Below are 18,720 nucleotides of genomic sequence, written 5' to 3' on the forward strand. Positions count from 1 at the left end.
TTGAACATGGCGTCTTTCCTTCCTTAGAGATCGGCCGGGCTGATATTCAGCCGTTCCATGCGATACAGCAGCGTGCGCCGCGGCAGGCCGAGTTCGCGGGCGGCCTGGCTCTGGTTGCCGCCGTTCTTGCGCAGGCAATCCATGAGCAGGCTGCGTTCGACCCGCTCCATGCGTTCGCGGAGGTTCAGGCTGCTGTCCAGGCTCGCCTCCACATGCAGATTGAAGTGTTCCGGTAGCAGCTCACCGCCCTCGCAGAGCAGCACGGCGCGCTCCACCAGCCCTTTCAATTCCCGCACGTTGCCGGGGAAGGCATAGCCTGCCAGACGCTCGAGCGCGGCGTCGGACCAGCGACACAGATCGCGTTGGAGAAACGCGCAGGCCTTGTCGGCGAAATGCCGGGCCAGGCGCAGGATGTCCTCTTCACGCTCGCGCAGCGGCGGCAGTTCGATGGGGAAGTGCGAGAGGCGGTAGAACAGATCCTCGCGAAACAGGCCGTTCTCCACCTGGCTGCGCAGGTCACGGTGGGTGGCGGCGACGATGCGCACGTCGACCTTGTGGGTTTCGGTGGAGCCCAGCGGGCGCACTTCGCCTTCCTGCAGCACGCGCAACAGCTTGGCCTGCAGCAGCAATGGCATGTCACCGATCTCGTCGAGGAACAGCGTGCCGCCGTTCGCCGCATCAAGCAGGCCGCTGCGGTCTCGGTCGGCACCGGTGAAGGCGCCCTTGCGGTAGCCGAACAGCTCACTTTCCAAAAGCTGCTCAGGCAGCGAAGCGCAGTTCTGCACGATAAAGGGTTTGCTGCGTCGGAACCCGCAATCGTGAATGGCGCGCGCCACCAGTTCCTTGCCGGTACCGGTTTCTCCCGTGAGCAGCACGTTGACCGGGCTGTGCAGCACCTTGCCGATCAATTGGTAGACCGCACGCATGCGCGGGCTGTCACCGATGAGGCCGTAACCGCTGGCGCAGGGACTGACTGGCGCGGCAACTGGCGCGGTGCCGCCGGGCGCGCGCAGGCGCTGGAGAAGATGCAGCTGGGCGAGGCCGAAGGCGCCGAGCTGGGCCAGCGAGCCGCTGAAGCCGTGCAGCTCGCGCGATTCGGTACTGGCCGTCAGCAGCAGGCCGGCGACGCGCTGTTGCTCGTCCTGCAGCGGCAGGCAGAGCAGGCTGCGCCAGGGGACCGGGCTGTCCGGCAGGAAGCTCGAAGCGTGCAGATTGCTGTCCAGTTCGCTGAGGCACAGGGTCTGGTTCTGGCACAGGCAGTATTGCAGCAGCTGCTCGCCGTCGTAATCACTCGGCAGGCTGGTGGCTTCGCGTGGCTGTAGCAGGCCGTTGTGCCATTCAGCGCAGAGCGTCAGGCGAGTGTGGGTGGCGTCCAGCAAATAGAGCTGGCTGAGTTGGCAGTTGCTCAGCTGCGCCGCGGTTTCCACCAGTCCACCGAGCAGGCTGTCGGCGTTCGCCGCGCGCGCCAGCCCGGCGAAGCGGCCCAGCAGGGCCTCGGCATAGCGCAGTGGCTGTGGCACCTGATTGAACATTGCGGACATTTCAGGCGAACTCACAGACCAGCGCGCCGTCGCCATCCAGCGTGGCATGCACCCGCTGCAGCGGCTTGCCGCTGGCCATGGCAGCGAGCAGGCGGTCCACCACCAGTGGTTGCAGGTGCTGCTCGATCAGATGGTCGATCAGGCGCGCGCCGCTGTCGCTGTCGCCGCAGCGCTCGGAGAGGTGCGTGACCAGCGCCGGGCAGTGGCTGAACTGCAGCTGGCGACGCTGCAGCCGCTCACCGAAGCGTGCCAGCTTGAGCGCGACCAGCTCGTCGAGCACCTCACCGGCGATTGGGTAATAGGGCACTACGCGCATGCGCCCGAGCAGGGCCGGCTTGAAGTGCTGCGACAGCTGCGGACGGATGGCCAGTTCCAGATCCTCGGCGGCCGGTCGCTGCCCGGCGCTGCAGAAACTGGCGATGCACTCGCTGGCGAGATTGCTGGTCATCAGGATCAGGGTGTTGCGGAAGTTGATCTCGCGGCCTTCGCCGTCATTCGCCACGCCCTTGTCGAAGATTTGATAGAAGACATTCATCACATCCGGATCGGCCTTCTCCACCTCGTCGAGCAGAATCACCGAGTAGGGTTTCTGCCGTACCGCTTCGGTGAGCATGCCGCCTTCGCCGTAGCCGACATAGCCTGGAGGCGCGCCGATTAGGCGGGAAACGCTGTGTTTCTCTTGGAACTCGGACATGTTGATCACAGTGAGGAAGCGCTCGCCGCCATACAGCAGGTCGGCCAGGGCGAGGGCGGTCTCGGTCTTGCCGACGCCGCTGGGGCCGACCAGCAGGAACACGCCCACCGGAGCGTCGGGTTTGTTCAGCCCGGCCGCTGCCGCGCGCATGGCACGATCCAGCGCTTCGACGGCCTGTTCCTGTCCACGCACCCGGGCGCGCAGATCGGCGGCGAAGTTGGCGACCTGGGCGTTGTGCTCCCGTGCCAGCTGCGCCAGCGGCACGCCGGTCCAGTGGCTGATCACCTCGGCCACCAGGCGCGGGCAGACCTCATGGCTGACCAGTCGCTGCTCGGCCTGGGCTGCGGCGAGTTCGGCCTGCACGGTGCGCAGCTCGGCCTCCAGCTCATCGAGCGATGGGGCCTCGCCGTCCTCGTTTGCATCGCTGCGGGCTTCGGCGGTGCGTTTGCGCAGCTCGAGCAGGCGCTCGGCGAGCTGGCGCTGCCTGGCCCAGTGGGATTCGAGTTGCTCTATTTCGTCTCCCGCCGTGAGCAGACCTTGCTCCAGCCGCTGGAGGACAGCCGCGTCGACCGGCAGGCCGGCGGCCAGATCGCGGCGCATGGCTTCACGCTGGCGCTCGCCTTCGGCGACTTCACCACGCAGGCGTTCCAGCGCCTCGGGCGCAGCGGCGAGGCTGATGCGCACCCGCGCGCAGGCGGTATCCAGCACGTCGACGGCCTTGTCCGGCAGCTGCCGGCCGGCCAGGTAGCGCGCCGACAGCTCGGCGGCGGCCGTGACCGCATCATCGCGCAGGTAGATGCCGTGACTCTTTTCGTAGACCGGCGCCAGCCCGCGCAGGATGGTGACGGCTTCCGGAACGCTCGGCTCGTGCAGCTGCACCGGCTGGAAGCGCCGGGCCAGTGCCGGGTCCTTCTCGAAGTATTTCTTGTACTCGCTCCAGGTCGTTGCAGCGATGGTGCGCAGCTCGCCGCGTGCCAGTGCCGGCTTGAGCAGGTTGGCCGCATCGCCGCTACCGGCCTGGCCGCCGGCGCCAATCAGCGTGTGCGCCTCGTCGATAAACAGGATGATCGGCTTGGCTGAGCCCTTCACTTCGTCGATCACACCCTGCAGCCGGCGCTCGAATTCGCCCTTCACGCTGGCGCCGGCCTGCAGCAGACCGAGGTCCAGGCAGAGCAGCTCGACGCCCTTGAGTGCCGCAGGCACTTCTCCGGCGGCGATGCGCAGTGCCAGGCCTTCGACGATGGCGGTCTTGCCGACCCCAGCTTCGCCGACCACGATCGGATTGTTCTTTCGCCGCCGGGCGAGGATGTCGATCATCTGGCGGATCGCCGAGTCGCGGCAGAGCACCGGATCGAGCTTGCCGTCGCGGGCCTGCTGGGTGAAGTTGTGGGTAAAGCGCGCCAGGTTTGACTCGCCACTGGCAGCAGGTTTGCCGGTGCTGCCTTGAGGCTGCTGGCTGAGGGCGAAGTCGCGCAGGCGCTCGGCGTCCAGCCGGGCCAGCAATGGCTGGTAATGACTGCCTGCATAGCGCAGCGGATTGCGCAGCAGCGCGAGAATCAGCGCGGCCTGGTCGATCTGGCTCTGGCCGAGTTCCAGGCTGGCCACCAGCAAGGCATCCTGCAGCCATTGCACCAGTTCGGTGGAAAACACCGGGTTACGCGATTCGCTGTGCTCGCCTCGCGGTTGCAGCGCCTGCGCCAGTGCGCCGGTATCGACTTCGGCATCCAGCAAGGCTCGCTTGAGCAGTCCATCGGGACGCTCGAGCAGGCCGAGCAGCAGGTCCTCGACGAGAATCTTGCTGCCGCCACGTACCACGCAGCGTTCGGCTGCGCCTTCCAGGTCGCGCTTGGTCTCGGCGTCCAGCGCCTGTACCAGTTGTTGCAGATCGACATTGATCATTTTCATCTTCCTTAATGGAGGGCGAGCGCCGCGGTTAATGGCGAGCCGCGTTGCTTCTGTGTGCGTGCCAGGCAAGGCGAGGGACGCAGACGATGGCCATTCCCTCGACAAGTCCCGCAACGCGGCATGGCGCGCTCACAGAAGCAACCCGAAGGGGCGTGCCCCGCAGACCACAATCCGGCGTTGTTTGTCGCTCATTTGGAATCACCAAATTTCTCTCCTCATGCCTTGGCTTGCGGCCTGCGGGGCGACGCCGCGGCCGTCATTAACCGCGGCGCTCGCCCGCTGACTGCCCAGGGTGACCAGGCCGTCGGCGCGGTTGCGTCCGAGCCAGCTGGTCCAGCCGAGGCGGCAGTTGTTGTCGGCGCCGATGCGCAGTTCACGGATCTCGTCCGGGCGAAGCTCCAGGCGCAGGTCGTAATCCAGCGGATCGCGCAGGGTGAAGCGCACCAGCGCACAGAGCGGCTGGTAGCCGCTGCCGATGGGCAGGAATTCGTGGAAACGATTCCAGTCCAGCTGACGGATATGGATGCGGAACTTGCCGCCGCGGTCGCGGACCCGCTCGCCGAGCACCAGGCTTTCGCCCAGCCGGCTGTTGGCCAGACCGAGGCGGTTGCGTTGCTCGTCGAGGATTTCCACCTGGCGCTCCAGGCATTGCTCGATGTTCAGCTCGGCGTGCTTGAAGTAGTAGCGCAGCACCGACTCGATCAATGCGGCCGAGTGTGCGCGCAGGCTGAGCAGGCCGAGATAGGGCAGCAGGCGCTTCCAGTTCAGTTCCGGCGCGCTACGGATGGCCTCGCCGCTGAGCCCGACCAGGGCGAACAGCTGCTCCGAGAAGGGGTCATGGGCGCCGCTGGTGAAGCGGGCGCGGTAGCGGTACTTCTGCCAGATCGGCAGCAGCAGGCGCTGCAGGCGGTTGTTGAACAGGTCGAGAAAATCACGGGTCGGGTTGCCGTCCTCGCTGTCGCCAAGCGCTTGTTCGCCGTAGAAGGCCGGCAGTGGCGAGCCGGCGCCGAACAGGCTGACCAGGTTGATGCGCAGGCGCGCGCGCCACTCGTCGTGCTCCTGGAAGAACTGCACCTGCTCGATATCACTGCCGGGAAAGCCCAGGCTCGGGTTGGCCTGGAATTCCAGCCGTTCATAGAGCGCCTCGTCATCCAGACCGGGATTGAGCTGGCGCAGGCGATCGAGCACCAGCAGCACACCCTGGAACAGGCTGTACTCGCGGATGCCGCGGTTGAGCGGTTTCAGAGCAGCGGTTGCTGACCCATGCGCGGCGTCCATTGGTACACCTCTCCCTGTGTGCTCTGCACGCGCAGCTCGTGATACGAGTTGAGGCTGGCGTAGAGGGCGAAGAATTCGTTGAGCACCGAGGCGAAGAGGAACAGATCGCCCTCACCGATGAAGCCGTCCTGGTTCATGGTCAGTTCGGTACGGACGCCACGCACCGGCAGCCCGCGATGCAGGCGATCGACGTGCTGGTGGGCGATGTGAGTCAGGCCGCCGAGGCGCCGCCGGCTGACGTTCTCGGCGTGCTTGTCGTAATAGCGCGGCAGGTCGTAGGTCTCGAGGATCACCTTGAGCGCCTCGACGTTGGCCAGCGACAGGTAGTTCAGCGACATGTTGCTGATCAGCTTCCACAGATAGTCGCGCTGCAGCGGCGGCGCGTAGCTCGGGGTGACCGCCGAGATATTGCGGAAGCTGAGAAATTCCGGGGTGTCTTCGCAGGGCTTGCAGATGTCGCCGAGCTTCAGCTGGCGCGGCAGGTTCTGGTTGGTGCAGGTCAGCTCGATGGACAGCGTCTCGTGCTGGTCATGGTTGCGCAGACCGAAGCTGAGCCAGGTTTCCTGGCCTTCGCCCAGCAGCGAAGGTTGCTGGCGCACGCTGTAGTGCGGGCGCGCCACCGGTACATCGAAGCTGGGGTCATGCTCGAAGGATTCGAACGGCACGTACTCTTCGTAGCCCATGCCGCCGGGTTTCCAGCCGGTGACCCGATCCACCGAAAACACGCCGCATTGCTGCGCATCGTACTCCGCCGGCAGCAGCAGGTACTGGTCCTGCTTGCCGTCCAGGCGGATCGGGATGGCATCGTGCGGGAACAGGTTGACCACCGGCGTACAGTACAGGCGCACGTTGTCCCGCGTCGGGCGGATGCGCTGCACGCCGGCCTTGTGGATGTCGAAGCGCAGCTCCAGACCGCGGGCCTGCTTGAGCATGTCGTCCGGAATGCGCTGAATGATCTCCAGGCCCTTGAGGTCGACGAAGAGAAACTTGTCGGGGAAGGCGAAATATTCCTGCAGGTAGCGATAACCGCGGAAGGTATTGAGCGGGTAGGGGATCAGCGCCTCATCCTCGGCGAATCCCACCGGTTCGAGCTGCTTGGGGGTGAGCTGCAAGGGCGTCAGCGGGCGGCCATCGGGACCGGTCAGCGGGTAGCCTTGTTCGTTCAGCGGCACCAGCTCGATGCCACCCAGATGGCGCAACAGGCTGAGGTAGAGCAGCTGACTGATATAGGGCTCGCCCGCCAGGTGCAGGCGCAGATGGTTGAGACCGATCTCGCCAAGATGGCCATCGGCGCTCATCTGCAGGCGCAGGCTGAGCAGTGCACCGGTGCCCTTGACCGAGTACTCCAGCGCCTGCAACGCCAGCGGCAGCACTTCGGTGGCGTAGGCGGTACGAAAGCAGCAGCTGACGCCCTGCACCGGATTGGATTCCACCGGCGTATTGCGCGGTACCGTCAGCGCCGGACCGGGGCGCTTCAGCGGATCGAACTGCAGCATGCTGAAAGCCGGCAGCGGACGCATGTAGTTCGGCCAGAGTAGATGCATCAGCGAGTGGGTCAGCTCCGGCAGCTCGTCATCGAGCTTCTGCCGCAGCCGCCCGGTGAGAAAGGCGAAGCCTTCGAGCAGCCGCTCGACATCCGGATCGCGCCCGGCCTGCCCGAGGAACGGCGCGAGCGCCGGGCTGCGCTCGGCGAAGCGCTTGCCGAGCTGGCGCAGGGCGGTGAGCTCGCTCTGGTAGTAATGGTTGAAAGACATGTCTAACGATTCATCCTTGTCGTTTCGTGTCCGGCGCGCTTGTGCGGCGGGGCTCCTAGCGTCGGCGGTAGCATCCCGTGGAGGTGTCCATGTTCACGAGCAGGCAGTTGCCGCTTGGCACAAGTTTCATCCCGTCGAAAAAGGCCCTCGGCCCGCGTTCGCGCAACTCGATCTGCCCGTCCGCCATTGCCCAGTGCCCTCGACCCTGGATGTCGAGGCTGCCGTAGTAGAGCACCGCCTCGAACGTGCCCTGTTCCTGGAGCAGCAGCTGTGAGCCCATCTCCATCACGCCGACCAGTTCGTAGCGCCCGGCCAGTTCGCGCGGCGGCGGGGAAGTGTTGGTGCAGGCGGCCAATGTCAGCGCGAGGGCGGCGAGCGCCAGGCGGGCGCAGCGTGAGGAGGGTTTACCACGAGCCATAGGGCACCCCGTGTTGCTCGATGTAGGCCTTGGCTTTTTCCGAGAGGGGATAGGCGTAGCGCCCCTCGTTCTGTCCAAGGCTCGGCCCTAGCTTGCTAACTGCAGCCTCGAAGCGGCCAATCTCAATGGACTGCAGGCAGGGCCCGCCTACCCAGGCCTTGGCGATTCCGCCGGGAGCGAGGCCGATGGTGATGAATCGGCGATACATTCCTTCGACGACACGCTTCTCGCCACGGCAGTAAGGCGCCTGTGGCTTAAGCATTTCCTCCCGTACCCACTCGGGAATGTTGATTCGCACGTTATAGGTCTGCGGCTCGACTAGGGATTGCCAACGCACAAAGATGATTTCTGGCAGATCGATACCGCGTAGACCTTTGCCTGCACCTCCCGCCGGATGTGAAGGCCAGCCCGCGATCGTGCTGGCATAGGATGGCACTCCGCCATTGACTCTTTCGTATGCGAGACCGCGGCGGTCGATCACGTCCACGCTTTCTACCCATACTTCCATATGGTTCGGCGCGAAAGTGCCGGCGTACCACGCGTCAAAAGGCAGCTTAGGTTGGGCTTGGCTGCTCGCGCAGCCGCTGAGCAATGCGAGTGTGCATGCGAGGAGGAGCTTCTTCATTCGGGGTAGCCTTGCTGTGGCTCGTTGTTGTAGACCAAACGGACATTGGGCGCGGGTTTACTGATAAGCAGGCCGCTCGTGGGTTTCCAGTGTGCAGATAGGTGGATATATCGTGATCGGAGCAAGCGATCTTCATCTTCGTTTAGGTCAAACCGGCTACCGTAGGCATAAGCCATCATTTTCTTGGCAATATCTTGGAGTTCAAAAGGAAGCGCAAAAATCGGCGTGTCGGGAATAGATTTGACGGGAACCCCATTTTCCACCGCCAATTCCCGCATCACACGCAAATACACCAGCGCTAACTCGCCGCGTATCTGACGGTCGATAGTTACCAGGCCTAACACCCAGTCCTCCGGTGGATGGTTGACGCCGCGGGGATTGAGTTTGCGGATGCGGCGAACCTCTTTTTTAAGCTGATCTTCCGGTAGCCCGAGAGCCATCCACTTCTCGTATTGACGGCTGGTTTCACGCCAGGCGTGCGTGCTTTCAATAGGCGTCCCAGCGGGCACCGTGGAGCTGACAGGACGACTCAAGATCAGCTTTTCCCGGGCAATCGGAAGATAGCCACCACCGATATCCGAGTGCGCGCCGGGAAGGGCTATCTCCTGGTGATGCGGAGCCACGCTATTGAGCGCGAAGTTCCAGCGCATCTCATCCCGAGCCGTGAGCTGGACTACCTTGCGTGCGCAACCCGGAGGCAGGTACAGGTTGACGCCTGGATTGAGGTGGTCAGCAGGGCTGAAGTCCCACCTCATTGGATCGGCCACGGCTGCCACCGTATCGAACAGCCCGATAAAGTTGATGCAGGCGTGGCCGCTCCATTCGAAATCTTCTGACAGCCCGAACTGGCCCGGGCGCAGGAGGCCAGCCAGCACCCCACCGTTGGCTTTGAGCAATTCATTGGCGAAATGGCGGGCTGCTGCTGCGCCGCGGCTGAATCCGAAGATATCGAATTCCAACGCGTCGACCTGCACTCCGGGGTTGCTTTCCGTAAATAGGCCCAGCTGTAGGCTGATCGTGTTGGGGCTTTGCATTACCCGGGCCACGACACCGGTGTCACCCATGCCCGTCGCTTGCCCGTATACCGAATCTTCCTCGCCGCTGCTGGTGCCGATGCCTTCGAGATACGCCTTGATGCTGGCGCTACGTTCGTCCTTAGCCAGGCTCCGGGTCGCATCGTCCTGGTACAGGTCGAATAACCGCGCTACGTTGCTCGGCGCGTTGCCGTAGCTGTTGTCCGGTGTCTGGGCAAAGAAGCCGTTGCCTTCGCTACCGCCGAAACCATGCGCCCTACAATACTCGACGACCTCCCCGAGGGTGCGCTCGTCCAGCAGAGTCAGGTCGTCCTGGCGACACTTTTCGGTCACGGCGGCATTGGCCAGGTTATTGCCGGTGCCGTCGAAGAACACGCCGATTCGCAGGGTGATGCCCTGACGCGCCTGTTGCTGCGGCTGCTCGACCAGCTCCTCTTCTTCGTCTTCCTCTTCAACGCCCAATGGCGCGAGGTCACCCGGCTCTTCCTGCCAGGCGCGGGCTATCGGTTCAGATGAGCGAAAGGCCTCGGCGGCAGCGGCCGCCGCAGTAACTGCCTTGGCAATTCCAAGGGCGGCAGGCGCGAGGAAGGGCGCCGAGTTGTGGCTGCTGCCGATGACCACCGTCCCCGAGCCGGCGGTGACGACATTGCCGTGATTACCCACACTGCCCACCACCGCCGCCGGCTTACCATCGATCAGCACGTTGGGGATCACCGCGCTGGCCATCGCACCGCCGCAGGCGGAAGCGTCGCCCATGCGCGCGGCCGGCAGACCGTCGAACAGCACGTCGGGCGAGCCGGCGGCGATGGGGTTGGTGCCGTGGCCAGTCTTCGGGCAGGCGGTGGGGTCGCCGAGGCGGGCTGCGGGTTTGCCGGACATCCGTTGTCTCCTTACTGGACCTTGACCTGTCCGCTGCCATCCAGGCTGGCGGAAAAGCTGACCTGGCGCTTGAGGCCATCCACTTCCAGCAGGCCTTCGATAGTGAAGGCGAGGGTCAGCGGGTCGTGGGTTCGCGGCAGCGACAGCACGCGCACCTGGGTCAACCTGGGTTCGTACGCTTCGATGAAGCGCTCGATGGCGATACGCGCCTGCTGCAGCGAGTCGTGCAGCGACAGACGCATATCGTTGAGATCGGGCAACCCGTAGTCGGGCAGCGTCTGCACGCTGCCCGCTCGGGTGCTGAGCATCTTGGCCAGATGGGCAGCCACCGAGGCCATCGCCGCGACTTCGCGGCTCCAGCCGGAACGTCGCGCGGCGTCACCGCCGAGGCGTTCGAAGAGGCTGCCGTATCCGTTCAAGTGCTTATTCCTTGTCCAGCTTGCCGACCAGCGACAGGGTGAAATCCGCGCCCATGTATTTGAAGTGCGGACGCACGCTGAGGCTGACGCGGTACCAGCCCGGTTCGCCCTCGACGTCGCTGACGTTGACCTGGGCGGCGCGCAGCGGACGACGGCTGCGTACTTCGGAGCTCGGATTCTCCTGGTCGGCGACGAACTGGCGGATCCACTTGTTGAGTTCCAGTTCGAGGTCGGTGCGCTCCTTCCATGCACCGATCTGCTCGCGCTGCAGCACCTTCAGGTAGTGCGCCAGGCGGTTGACGATGAACAGGTAGGGCAGCTGGGTGCCGAGCTTGTAGTTCAGCTCGGCGGTCTTGCCTTCTTCGCTATTACCGAAGAACTTGGGCTTCTGCGCCGAGTTGGCGGAGAAGAACGCGGCGTTGTCGCTGCCCTTGCGCATGGTCAGGGCGATAAAGCCTTCCTCGGCCAGCTCGTACTCGCGACGGTCGGAAACCAGCACCTCGGTCGGGATCTTGGTTTCGATCTCGCCCATGCTCTCGAAGTGGTGCAGCGGCAGATCCTCGACCGCGCCACCGCTTTGCGGGCCGATGATGTTCGGGCACCAGCGGAACTTGGCGAAGCTGTCGGTCAGGCGGCTGGCGAAGGCGTAGGCGGTGTTGCCCCACAGGTAATGCTCGTGGCTGCCGGCGACGTTTTCCTTGTAGACGAAGCTCTTCACCGGGTTGTCTTCCGGATCGTAGGGGTTGCGCAGCAGGAAGCGCGGAACGGTCAGGCCGACGTAGCGGGCATCTTCCTGCTCGCGGAAGCTCTGCCACTTGGTGAACTGCGGGCCCTCGAAGTGATCCTTGAGATCCTTCAGGTCCGGCAGGCCGGTGAAGCTTTCCAGGCCGAAGAATTTCGGGCCGGCAGCGGCGATGAAGGGCGCGTGAGACATGCTCGCGACGCTGGCGACGTACTGCATGGTCTTCACGTCGGGTGCGCTGGGGTCAAAGAAGTAGTTGGCGATCAGCGCACCGACCGGCTGGCCACCGAACTGGCCGTACTCGGCCGTGTAGATGTGCTTGTACAGGCCGGACTGGACGATCTCTGGGCTGTCCTCGAAGTCATCGAGCAGGTCCTGCTTGGAGGCGTTGAGCAGCTCGAGCTTGATGTTCTCGCGGAAGTTGGTGCGATCCACCAGCAGCTTCAGGCCGCGCCAGGAGGACTCCAGGGCCTGGAACTGCGGGTGGTGCAGGATCTCGTCCATCTGCTGGCTGAGCTTGGCGTCGATCTCCGCGATCATGCGGTCGACCATGGCCTTCTTCACCGGCTCGTTTTCGTTATGCGGCTTGAGCAGTTCTTCGATGAAGGCCGAGACGCCGCGCTTGGCGATGTCGTAGGCCTCGTCATCCGGGGTCAGGCGGGTTTCGGCGATGATGCGGTCGAGGATGCCGCCTTCGGCGAGGTGGTTGCCGTGCTCGACGGCGGCTGCGCTAGTGGTCATGTAGATGTGCTTCCTTGTCGGTGATATCAGGCGTCCAGCTTCTCTTTGGCCGCCAGGCCCAGTTCGCCGAGTACGCGGTCACGCGAATCGTCGTCGGCGAGTACGCTTTCGATGGCCTTGCGGAAGGCCGGAGCGTTGCCCAGCGGGCCCTTCAGGGCGACCAGGGCGTCGCGCAGTTCCATCAGTTTCTTCAGTTCCGGGACCTGCTCGACCAGATTGGCCGGGTTGAAGTCCTTCATCGAATTGATGCGCAGCTGCACGGCCAGCTCGTCATCGGTCTGCTCGTCCTGCAGGCGGTTCGGCACGCCGAAGGTCAGGTTCAGCTCCTGCTTTGCCAGGACCTCGTCGAAGCTGTTCTTGTCGATGGCGATGGGCTTTCGGTCTTCGATCTTGCGGTCGTCGGCGCGCTGGGTGAAATCGCCCAGCACCATCAGCTTGAGGGGCAGCTCGACCTCTTCCTGAGCATTGCCGGTGGCCGGCTTGAACGTGACGTTGATGCGTTCCTTGGGTGCAACCGAGCCTTCTTTGGCCATGGTGTTCTCCTTTGCGGTTAGTCCAGCACCACTTCGAGATCGAGGTGGCACAGCCTGCGGTAAATCTCATCCTTGCTTTCACGCACGGCGTGGTTCTGCGGCAGCAGCTCGCAACAGCTGTGCAGCAGGCGCAGTACCTCGAGGGCGAGATCGGGTTCCCAGCTGCCCAGGCCACTGGCCTCGAGCTGCTGGTCGAGTGCTTCGAGCTGGGTTTTGGCCAGCTCGTATTTCTTGGCCTGGTAGCACAGGCGGGCGAGGCTCAGCTGCCAGAAGAAGCGCTCGCGGCCGCCGCGGGCGCGAGTCAGGCCCTGCTTGAGCTGTTGCACGGCAGGCTTGAGGCCTTCTTTGCGCAACAGCGGAACGGCTTCTTGCAGCGCGAGCTCCCAGCTCGGTTGTGCGGTGCCGGTGACAGGCGGTTCTTCCTGTCTGGCGGCCGTGGCCGGCTGTACATGGGGCATGACCTGGCCGCTGATCCAGGCGCGGGTTTTGGCGTCGGCGAACGGGGTGCCGTCGTGAAAGCACAGCTCTTCCAGACGCGGCAGGCGTTGCAGGAACAGCGCGAGCTGGATCTCCACTTCGCGCATGGCCTGCGCGGCGTCTAGCTCCTGCAGGCACTCCCAGGCCAGGCGCTGACCGTCCAGCCAGAACGGCGCGCGCGCGGTGCTGTTTTCCAGGTCCACCAGCAGGTCGGCGTAATGCCCCTGAGCGAAGCGTTCGCGGTAGCTGGCCAGCTTGTCGGCGGGTACGCCACGTAGCGCGGTGATCTGCTCGCTGTTGTGCTCGGGCAGGCTGTCGATGCTCAGCCAGAGCAGCGTTCGCGCCAGGCGCAAGGGGCGCAGATCGCTGGTGCGCTGCTTCAGCCACCAGGCGGTCAGCGGGCGTGCCTGTTCCTGCAGGTTGCGCAGGGCCTTGAGCGCTTCCTTGTCGTTCTCGATCGGCGAACCGGGGGCGAAGACTTGACTGGCGACCTGCTTCACCTGGGCGATGGCTGCGCCCACTGTCCCGGGCTGCGGTTGCCCCGAGCTGGCGCGTTTGACCATGCCGTCGAGTTGGCGGCAAAGCGGCAACAGCAGCGGTGCGTCTTCGCCGAGATGACCGGACAGGCACTGCTCCAGCGCATGCAGTTGCTCGGCCAGGCTGCGGAACAGCGGCAGCTGTTCGCCGACCGGGACGTCCTCGGAAAAGGTCTGTTCCAGGCGCGGCAGCAGCCAGTTGATCGCGGCGGCGCGGGTGCGTGGCTTGCGTGGGTGCAGTTCGGCCCAGTGATTGCTGCACAGGTACTGCAGCAGATTCAGCCCCGCCTGTAGCCCGGCGAACGACTCGCGCTGGAACAGGCTCCAGGTCAGCCAGGCGGCGGCGCGCAGGTCCTTGGACAGCGAGGCGAGCAGCATCTCGCTGCCCTCGCGGACCTTCTGCCAGTCGATACCGGTGGTCTGGTGCAATGCTCCGGCCTTGGCCAGTTCAGCCTCGAGCAATTCGAATTCGCTGCTGTAGCGAATATCGTCGCCAGCGAAATTGCTGTCATTGACCGGCTTTCTGGCAAGTTCCAGATAATGCTTGCTGAGTGCGCTGGCGTGCATTGGGTCTTCCGTGACGCTCAAGTTCGATCCGTGAACTTTGAAACTGCCGAATATTTAAGAGCGGCATGTTTCCGAGAAAGGAGGTGCGCAACTTTTTGCGCACTTTCCCTGCGCAACAAATTGCACAGGGCCTTATGGGGTGGGCATCCTAGACGGGGGGTATGCCTCATTCAAGGCGAGAAGTGTGATCTCTGTTGCAGTGGGAAATATTAGCCGGCGGCCGACGGAACTAATTCAAAACTGTCGGGAAATTTGCTTCTGCGATCTATTTGAACTTGTGCGAAATAGTCCAGTTGCATGTAAGTCATCACTTACATGCAACTATCTACTCAATCACAGAAAGATGATTGGCGCTGTTATAGCCGATCGTATTCGGCAATTCAGAGCGCGGGGATTGCGGTGACTGACACGCCCAACAGGTGCTGCTGGCCGGGCTGCAATACCACCACGTCGTCCAGCACGTTGGCCGTCTCGATGCAGGCCATGCGCTGCCAGGCGTCGTCGGCGAAGCTGGACAGGCGCTTGGCCTTGTCGATCCAGGGGTTCCACAGCACCGCTGATCGCGAGCCACGGGTGGTCAGCTGGATGCTGCGTTTCCATGCCGGGTCGACGAGCCTCAGCGTTGTCGGGAGCTGCAAGTAGATGCGGTCGGTTTCGCCGTTGAACGCCAGGTCGCCGTTCTGCTGCTGGCGCTGCTGCCAATCCAGCAGCGTATCGATGTAGGGGCAGCCGGCCAGGCCTTCCACACGCACCTGACGGATGTCGCTGACGGCGAAATAACTGTGCAGGGCCTGGCTGATGGTGACTGCCTCCGTGCCGACGTTGCGGCTGCTGAGCCTGAGCTCCAGCTCGTCGGCCAGGCGGATCTGCAGCGCCAGTTCGACCCGGTGCGGCCAGCCCGGCAATTGGCCGAGCGCCTGCGGGCAATGGAATTCGAGAACTGCCGTATCGCCTTCGCTGCGCTGTTCGCGCAGTTGCCAGGGCAGGGCGCGCACCAGGCCGTGGAACGGGGCGGGTTGCTCGCCGTGGTAGCTTGCCTGGACCCCTTGCGGGTTGCGCGCCAGGTCGCCGAACCATGGCCAGCACACGGGTACGCCACCGCGAACCGACTGCCCTTGCTGATAGGCGGCCTCCTCGCTGAGCCAGATGATCGGCGGCGCATCGCCCTGGCGATAGCTGAGGATCTGCGCGCCCTGTTCGGCGATCAGCAGTTCGTCCTCACCGCGGCGGACTCGCCAGCAGGCGAGCTGGTCCATTTCGATGCGTTGAATATCGACAGGCATGGGCAATCTCGTGATGGGATCGGGTTTGCGTCTGACCGCGGAGCGGAGGCGGGATTCAGCCAAAGTGGCCAGGCAGAGCATGCCTCCTCGCTGAGCCGAGGAGGCAGCCAGGGCTTAGCGACCCTGGCAGGCGTCGACCCGTAGCCAGCGTTCCAGCAGCTTGAAGCCCTGCATCAGGATGAAGGCGATCAGCAGGTAGATAAGGCCGGCGGTGAGGAACATTTCCTCGTGCAGGTAGGTGCGTGCGGCGATCTTGCGTGCCATGCCGGTCAGTTCCAGCAGGGTGATGGTGCTGGCCAGGGCGCTGGCCTTGAGCATCAGGATCACTTCGTTGCTGTAGGCCGGCAGGCCGATGCGTGTCGCACGCGGCAGGATGATGTGCAGCAGCGCCTGCGCGCGTGACATGCCCAGCGCGCGGGCGGCTTCGACTTCACCGTGAGGCACGTTCTGGATCGCGCCGCGGATGATCTCGGCGATATAGGCGGCGGTGTGCAGGGTCATGGTGATGATGGCGCACCAGTACGGGTCACGCAGATACGGCCAGAGCGCACTCTGGCGCACCACCTCGAACTGCGCCATGCCGTAGTAGACCAGGAACAGTTGCACCAGCAGTGGTGTGCCACGGAAGAAGAAGATGTAGCCATAGGGCAGCGCGCGCACCGCTAGATGTCGGGAGGAGCGGGCGATTCCCAGCGGTACGGCGAGGATCAGCCCGGCGACGACCGAAACGCCGACCAGCTGAAGAGTCAGCCAAGCGCCCTCGATGAAGCTCGGCAGCCACTTGATGAAGATTTCCCAGGTCATGCTGCGCTCCGCACGAAGCCGCGGCCGGCACGTTTTTCGAGGAAGTGCATACCGATCATGGCGACGATGGTCAGGCACAGGTAGATGAAGGCGGCCACGAGGAAGAAGGTGAAAGGCTCCTTGCTGGCGGTCACCGCGATCTGCGAGCGGCGCATGATTTCCTCCAGGCCGATCACCGAAACCAGCGCGGTGTCCTTCATCAGGATCATGAACAGGTTGCCCAGACCCGGCAGGGCCAGGCGCCACATCTGCGGCAGGATCAGCCGCAGGAAGATGCGCCGCTTGCCCAGCCCCAGGGCCAGGCCAGCCTCGCGGTGACCCTTGGGAATGGCCAGCAGCGCGCCGCGGAAGACCTCGGTCGCATAGGCGCCGAAGCACAGGCCGAGGGCGATGGTGCCGGCGGCGAACGGGCTGAGCGCCAGGTTCTCGATGCCGAACAACTCGCCGATACCGCGAATCAGGCTGATGGTGCCGAAGTAGATCAGCAGCACCCAGAGCAGTTCAGGGACACCGCGCACGATGGTCGAGTAGGTGCCGCCGAGCCAGCGCAGCGCGCTGTAGGGCGAGGTTTTGGCGAGAGCGCCGAGCAGACCGAGCACCAGCCCCAGCGCCAGGGAGGCGAGGGCCAGTTGGATGGTCATCCAGGTGCCGGCAATGAGCGCCGGCCCGAATCCGTGAAGGTCAGGAATCATAGAAGCTCAAACACCAAAGCCCGGTCGGCCAGTTTCAGGCGACCGGGCTTCGGCTCGGTTGGATCAGTAAATGCTGAACGGGAAATACTTGTCGTTGATCTGCTTGTAGGTGCCGTCAGCGATGATCTCGGCCAGCGCCTTGTTCAGCTTCTCACGCAGCTCGTCGTTGCCCTTGCGCACGGCGATGGCGATCTTGTCGTCATCGAACACCGGTTCGCCCTTGAACTCGAAGTCCTTGCCGGCATCGCTCTTGAGCCATTCCCACTGCACGAAGGTGTCGGCCAGGATGCCGTCGACGCGGCCGGAGGCCAGGTCCAGGTAGGCGTTCTCCTGGGTGTCATAGAGCTTTATATCGACCACGCCGTCCAGGTTGTCTTCCAGCCAGGTGCCAGCGATGGTTGCGCGCTGCGCGCCGATGACCTTGCCGTCCAGATAGTCCTTGTCGGTCTTGAACTCGACGCCCTTCGGCGCCACGAACTGCAGCTTGTTGGTGTAGTAGTGATCGGTGAAATCGACGGCGTTCTTGCGCTCTTCGGTCACCGACATCGAGGCGGCGAGGAAATCGAACTTGCCGGCATTCAGGGCCGGGATGATGCCGTCCCAGTCGGAGGTGACCACTTCGCACTCGGTTTGCATCTTGGCGCAAAGGGCGTGGGCGATGTCGAGGTCGAAGCCAACCACCTTGCCGCTGGCATCGATCAGGTTGAAGGGCGGGTAGGCGCCTTCGGTACCAATCCGTAGTTTTTCCGCGGCGAATGCCTGGGTGCCGATGATCAGCGAGGCAGCAGCGGTCAGCAGGATCTTTTTATAGCTCTTCATGCGGTGTTGCTCCATTAGCGATGGCTGGACATGAATTGTTTACAGCGCGCCGATTGAGGGCTGTCAAATACCTGCTCGGGCGTCCCCTGCTCCTCGACCAGACCCTGGTGGAGGAACACCACTTCGCTGGAAACCTGCTTGGCGAAATTCATTTCGTGGGTGACGAGCAGCATAGTCCGGCCTTCCTCGGCGAGCGACCGGATCACTGCAAGCACTTCTTGTACCATTTCCGGATCGAGCGCCGAGGTGGGTTCGTCGAACAGGATTACCTTGGGCTGCATCGCCAGCGTGCGAGCGATCGCCGCGCGCTGCTGCTGACCGCCGGAAAGCTGGTTGGGGTAGACGTGGCGTTTGTCGGCGATGCCGACCTTGGCCAGCAGCGCCTCGGCCACCTCGGTGGCTTCGGCCTTGCTCTGGCCGAGCACGCGGCGCGGTGCCTCGATGATGTTGTCGAGGATGGTCATGTGCGGCCAGAGGTTGAAGTTCTGGAACACGAAGCCCAGCTCGCTGCGAACCCGGTTGAGCTGCTTGCCGTCAGCGGCAATCAGATCACTCTGCTTGTCGCGCTTGAGCTTGAGCTGCTCGCCGGCCACCAGGATTTCACCCTCATTGGGGTTTTCCAGGAGGTTGATGCAGCGCAGGAAGGTGGACTTGCCGGAGCCTGAAGAGCCGAGGATGGAAATCACGTCGCCGTCACGGGCGGTCAGCGAAATGCCTTTGAGAACTTCCAGGTCGCCGTAGCGCTTGTGCAGGTTGCGGATTTCCAGTGCAGGGATGGCCTCGGCCATGAGGGGTCCTCTTACAGACCGGCGAAGGCCGCCATGGTCTAGATATCTGATGGTGCGCTCCGCGCGAACTGCTCGCCGTCCTGGCGAGGCGCAAACCTAGCATGCGATGCGGCATGCGCCAAGCGCGATGCGGTGTTGAGCGATGTGACCGTTCGGTCACGTTTCGCCGGCCAACAATGCGCTCCTAGGGA

The 18,720-nt window shown here is 63.9% G+C and carries 15 protein-coding genes and 1 pseudogene; all 16 read right to left on the minus strand.

The window, feature by feature from the left end; translation table 11 throughout:
* Window positions 1–23: 23 nt before the first annotated feature.
* Window positions 24–1,532: a sigma-54 interaction domain-containing protein gene (locus tag HZR81_RS10925; protein ID WP_500128142.1), complete on the minus strand. Its 1,509-nt coding sequence runs from the start codon at window positions 1,530–1,532 to the stop codon at window positions 24–26.
* A gap of 10 nt (window positions 1,533–1,542) precedes the next feature.
* Window positions 1,543–4,134, minus strand: coding sequence for a type VI secretion system ATPase TssH (tssH, locus tag HZR81_RS10930; protein ID WP_500128099.1), 2,592 nt, complete (start codon window positions 4,132–4,134; stop codon window positions 1,543–1,545).
* Window positions 4,135–4,419: 285 nt separating this feature from the next.
* A pseudogene (gene tssG, locus HZR81_RS10935) lies at window positions 4,420–5,418 on the minus strand (type VI secretion system baseplate subunit TssG); the annotation flags it as partial.
* Window positions 5,382–7,172, minus strand: a complete 1,791-nt coding sequence (gene tssF, locus HZR81_RS10940) for a type VI secretion system baseplate subunit TssF (RefSeq protein ID WP_500128100.1) — start codon at window positions 7,170–7,172, stop codon at window positions 5,382–5,384. The gene tssF and the pseudogene tssG, both read right to left, overlap by 37 nt.
* A gap of 55 nt (window positions 7,173–7,227) precedes the next feature.
* A complete protein-coding gene (locus HZR81_RS10945) occupies window positions 7,228–7,590 on the minus strand; it encodes a hypothetical protein (protein ID WP_500128101.1) in 363 nt (120 codons plus the stop codon).
* Window positions 7,577–8,215, minus strand: a complete 639-nt coding sequence (locus HZR81_RS10950) for a DUF2931 family protein (protein WP_270054268.1) — start codon at window positions 8,213–8,215, stop codon at window positions 7,577–7,579. The genes HZR81_RS10945 and HZR81_RS10950 overlap by 14 nt, the downstream gene beginning before the upstream one ends.
* Complete coding sequence (locus HZR81_RS10955) at window positions 8,212–10,128, minus strand: PAAR domain-containing protein (protein WP_500128102.1); 1,917 nt, start codon at window positions 10,126–10,128, stop codon at window positions 8,212–8,214. Before HZR81_RS10955 ends, HZR81_RS10950 begins: the two co-directional genes overlap by 4 nt.
* Window positions 10,129–10,139: 11 nt before the next feature.
* On the minus strand, window positions 10,140–10,547 hold the full coding sequence (tssE, locus tag HZR81_RS10960; RefSeq protein WP_003303358.1) for a type VI secretion system baseplate subunit TssE: 408 nt from the start codon (window positions 10,545–10,547) through the stop codon (window positions 10,140–10,142).
* 4 nt (window positions 10,548–10,551) lie between these two features.
* Window positions 10,552–12,030 carry a type VI secretion system contractile sheath large subunit gene (tssC, locus tag HZR81_RS10965; protein WP_500128103.1) on the minus strand — a complete coding sequence of 493 codons (1,479 nt, stop codon included), beginning with the start codon at window positions 12,028–12,030 and terminating at the stop codon, window positions 10,552–10,554.
* Window positions 12,031–12,056: 26 nt separating this feature from the next.
* Entirely contained in the window at window positions 12,057–12,563 is a 507-nt protein-coding gene (tssB, locus tag HZR81_RS10970; RefSeq protein WP_008567243.1) for a type VI secretion system contractile sheath small subunit, read from the minus strand.
* A 17-nt stretch (window positions 12,564–12,580) separates the two neighbouring features.
* Window positions 12,581–14,143: a type VI secretion system protein TssA gene (gene tssA / locus HZR81_RS10975; RefSeq protein WP_500128104.1), complete on the minus strand. Its 1,563-nt coding sequence runs from the start codon at window positions 14,141–14,143 to the stop codon at window positions 12,581–12,583.
* Window positions 14,144–14,523: 380 nt separating this feature from the next.
* On the minus strand, window positions 14,524–15,426 hold the full coding sequence (locus HZR81_RS10980; protein WP_102839007.1) for a D-hexose-6-phosphate mutarotase: 903 nt from the start codon (window positions 15,424–15,426) through the stop codon (window positions 14,524–14,526).
* A gap of 114 nt (window positions 15,427–15,540) precedes the next feature.
* Complete coding sequence (locus HZR81_RS10985; RefSeq protein WP_063540141.1) at window positions 15,541–16,230, minus strand: ABC transporter permease; 690 nt, start codon at window positions 16,228–16,230, stop codon at window positions 15,541–15,543.
* Window positions 16,227–16,922, minus strand: coding sequence for an ABC transporter permease (locus HZR81_RS10990; protein ID WP_063540140.1), 696 nt, complete (start codon window positions 16,920–16,922; stop codon window positions 16,227–16,229). Before HZR81_RS10990 ends, HZR81_RS10985 begins: the two co-directional genes overlap by 4 nt.
* A 63-nt stretch (window positions 16,923–16,985) precedes the next feature.
* Window positions 16,986–17,741, minus strand: a complete 756-nt coding sequence (locus tag HZR81_RS10995; RefSeq protein ID WP_063540139.1) for an ABC transporter substrate-binding protein — start codon at window positions 17,739–17,741, stop codon at window positions 16,986–16,988.
* A gap of 14 nt (window positions 17,742–17,755) precedes the next feature.
* A complete protein-coding gene (locus tag HZR81_RS11000) occupies window positions 17,756–18,529 on the minus strand; it encodes an ABC transporter ATP-binding protein (RefSeq protein ID WP_500128105.1) in 774 nt (257 codons plus the stop codon).
* Window positions 18,530–18,720: the final 191 nt, after the last annotated feature.

Source organism: Pseudomonas sp. LM13, assembly GCF_041381355.1.
GTDB classification, from domain to species: domain Bacteria; phylum Pseudomonadota; class Gammaproteobacteria; order Pseudomonadales; family Pseudomonadaceae; genus Stutzerimonas; species Stutzerimonas frequens.

Excerpts from the sequence above, each read along its gene's own strand:
- HZR81_RS10925 (WP_500128142.1), bottom strand. The coding sequence starts at position 1,532 with ATGTTCAATCAGGTGCCACAGCCACTGCGCTATGCCGAGGCCCTGCTG.
- tssH (WP_500128099.1), bottom strand. The coding sequence starts at position 4,134 with ATGATCAATGTCGATCTGCAACAACTGGTACAGGCGCTGGACGCCGAG.
- tssF (WP_500128100.1), bottom strand. The coding sequence starts at position 7,172 with ATGTCTTTCAACCATTACTACCAGAGCGAGCTCACCGCCCTGCGCCAG.
- HZR81_RS10945 (WP_500128101.1), bottom strand. The coding sequence starts at position 7,590 with ATGGCTCGTGGTAAACCCTCCTCACGCTGCGCCCGCCTGGCGCTCGCC.
- HZR81_RS10950 (WP_270054268.1), bottom strand. The coding sequence starts at position 8,215 with ATGAAGAAGCTCCTCCTCGCATGCACACTCGCATTGCTCAGCGGCTGC.
- HZR81_RS10955 (WP_500128102.1), bottom strand. The coding sequence starts at position 10,128 with ATGTCCGGCAAACCCGCAGCCCGCCTCGGCGACCCCACCGCCTGCCCG.
- tssC (WP_500128103.1), bottom strand. The coding sequence starts at position 12,030 with ATGACCACTAGCGCAGCCGCCGTCGAGCACGGCAACCACCTCGCCGAA.
- tssB (WP_008567243.1), bottom strand. The coding sequence starts at position 12,563 with ATGGCCAAAGAAGGCTCGGTTGCACCCAAGGAACGCATCAACGTCACG.
- tssA (WP_500128104.1), bottom strand. The coding sequence starts at position 14,143 with ATGCACGCCAGCGCACTCAGCAAGCATTATCTGGAACTTGCCAGAAAG.
- HZR81_RS10980 (WP_102839007.1), bottom strand. The coding sequence starts at position 15,426 with ATGCCTGTCGATATTCAACGCATCGAAATGGACCAGCTCGCCTGCTGG.
- HZR81_RS10985 (WP_063540141.1), bottom strand. The coding sequence starts at position 16,230 with ATGACCTGGGAAATCTTCATCAAGTGGCTGCCGAGCTTCATCGAGGGC.
- HZR81_RS10990 (WP_063540140.1), bottom strand. The coding sequence starts at position 16,922 with ATGATTCCTGACCTTCACGGATTCGGGCCGGCGCTCATTGCCGGCACC.
- HZR81_RS10995 (WP_063540139.1), bottom strand. The coding sequence starts at position 17,741 with ATGAAGAGCTATAAAAAGATCCTGCTGACCGCTGCTGCCTCGCTGATC.
- HZR81_RS11000 (WP_500128105.1), bottom strand. The coding sequence starts at position 18,529 with ATGGCCGAGGCCATCCCTGCACTGGAAATCCGCAACCTGCACAAGCGC.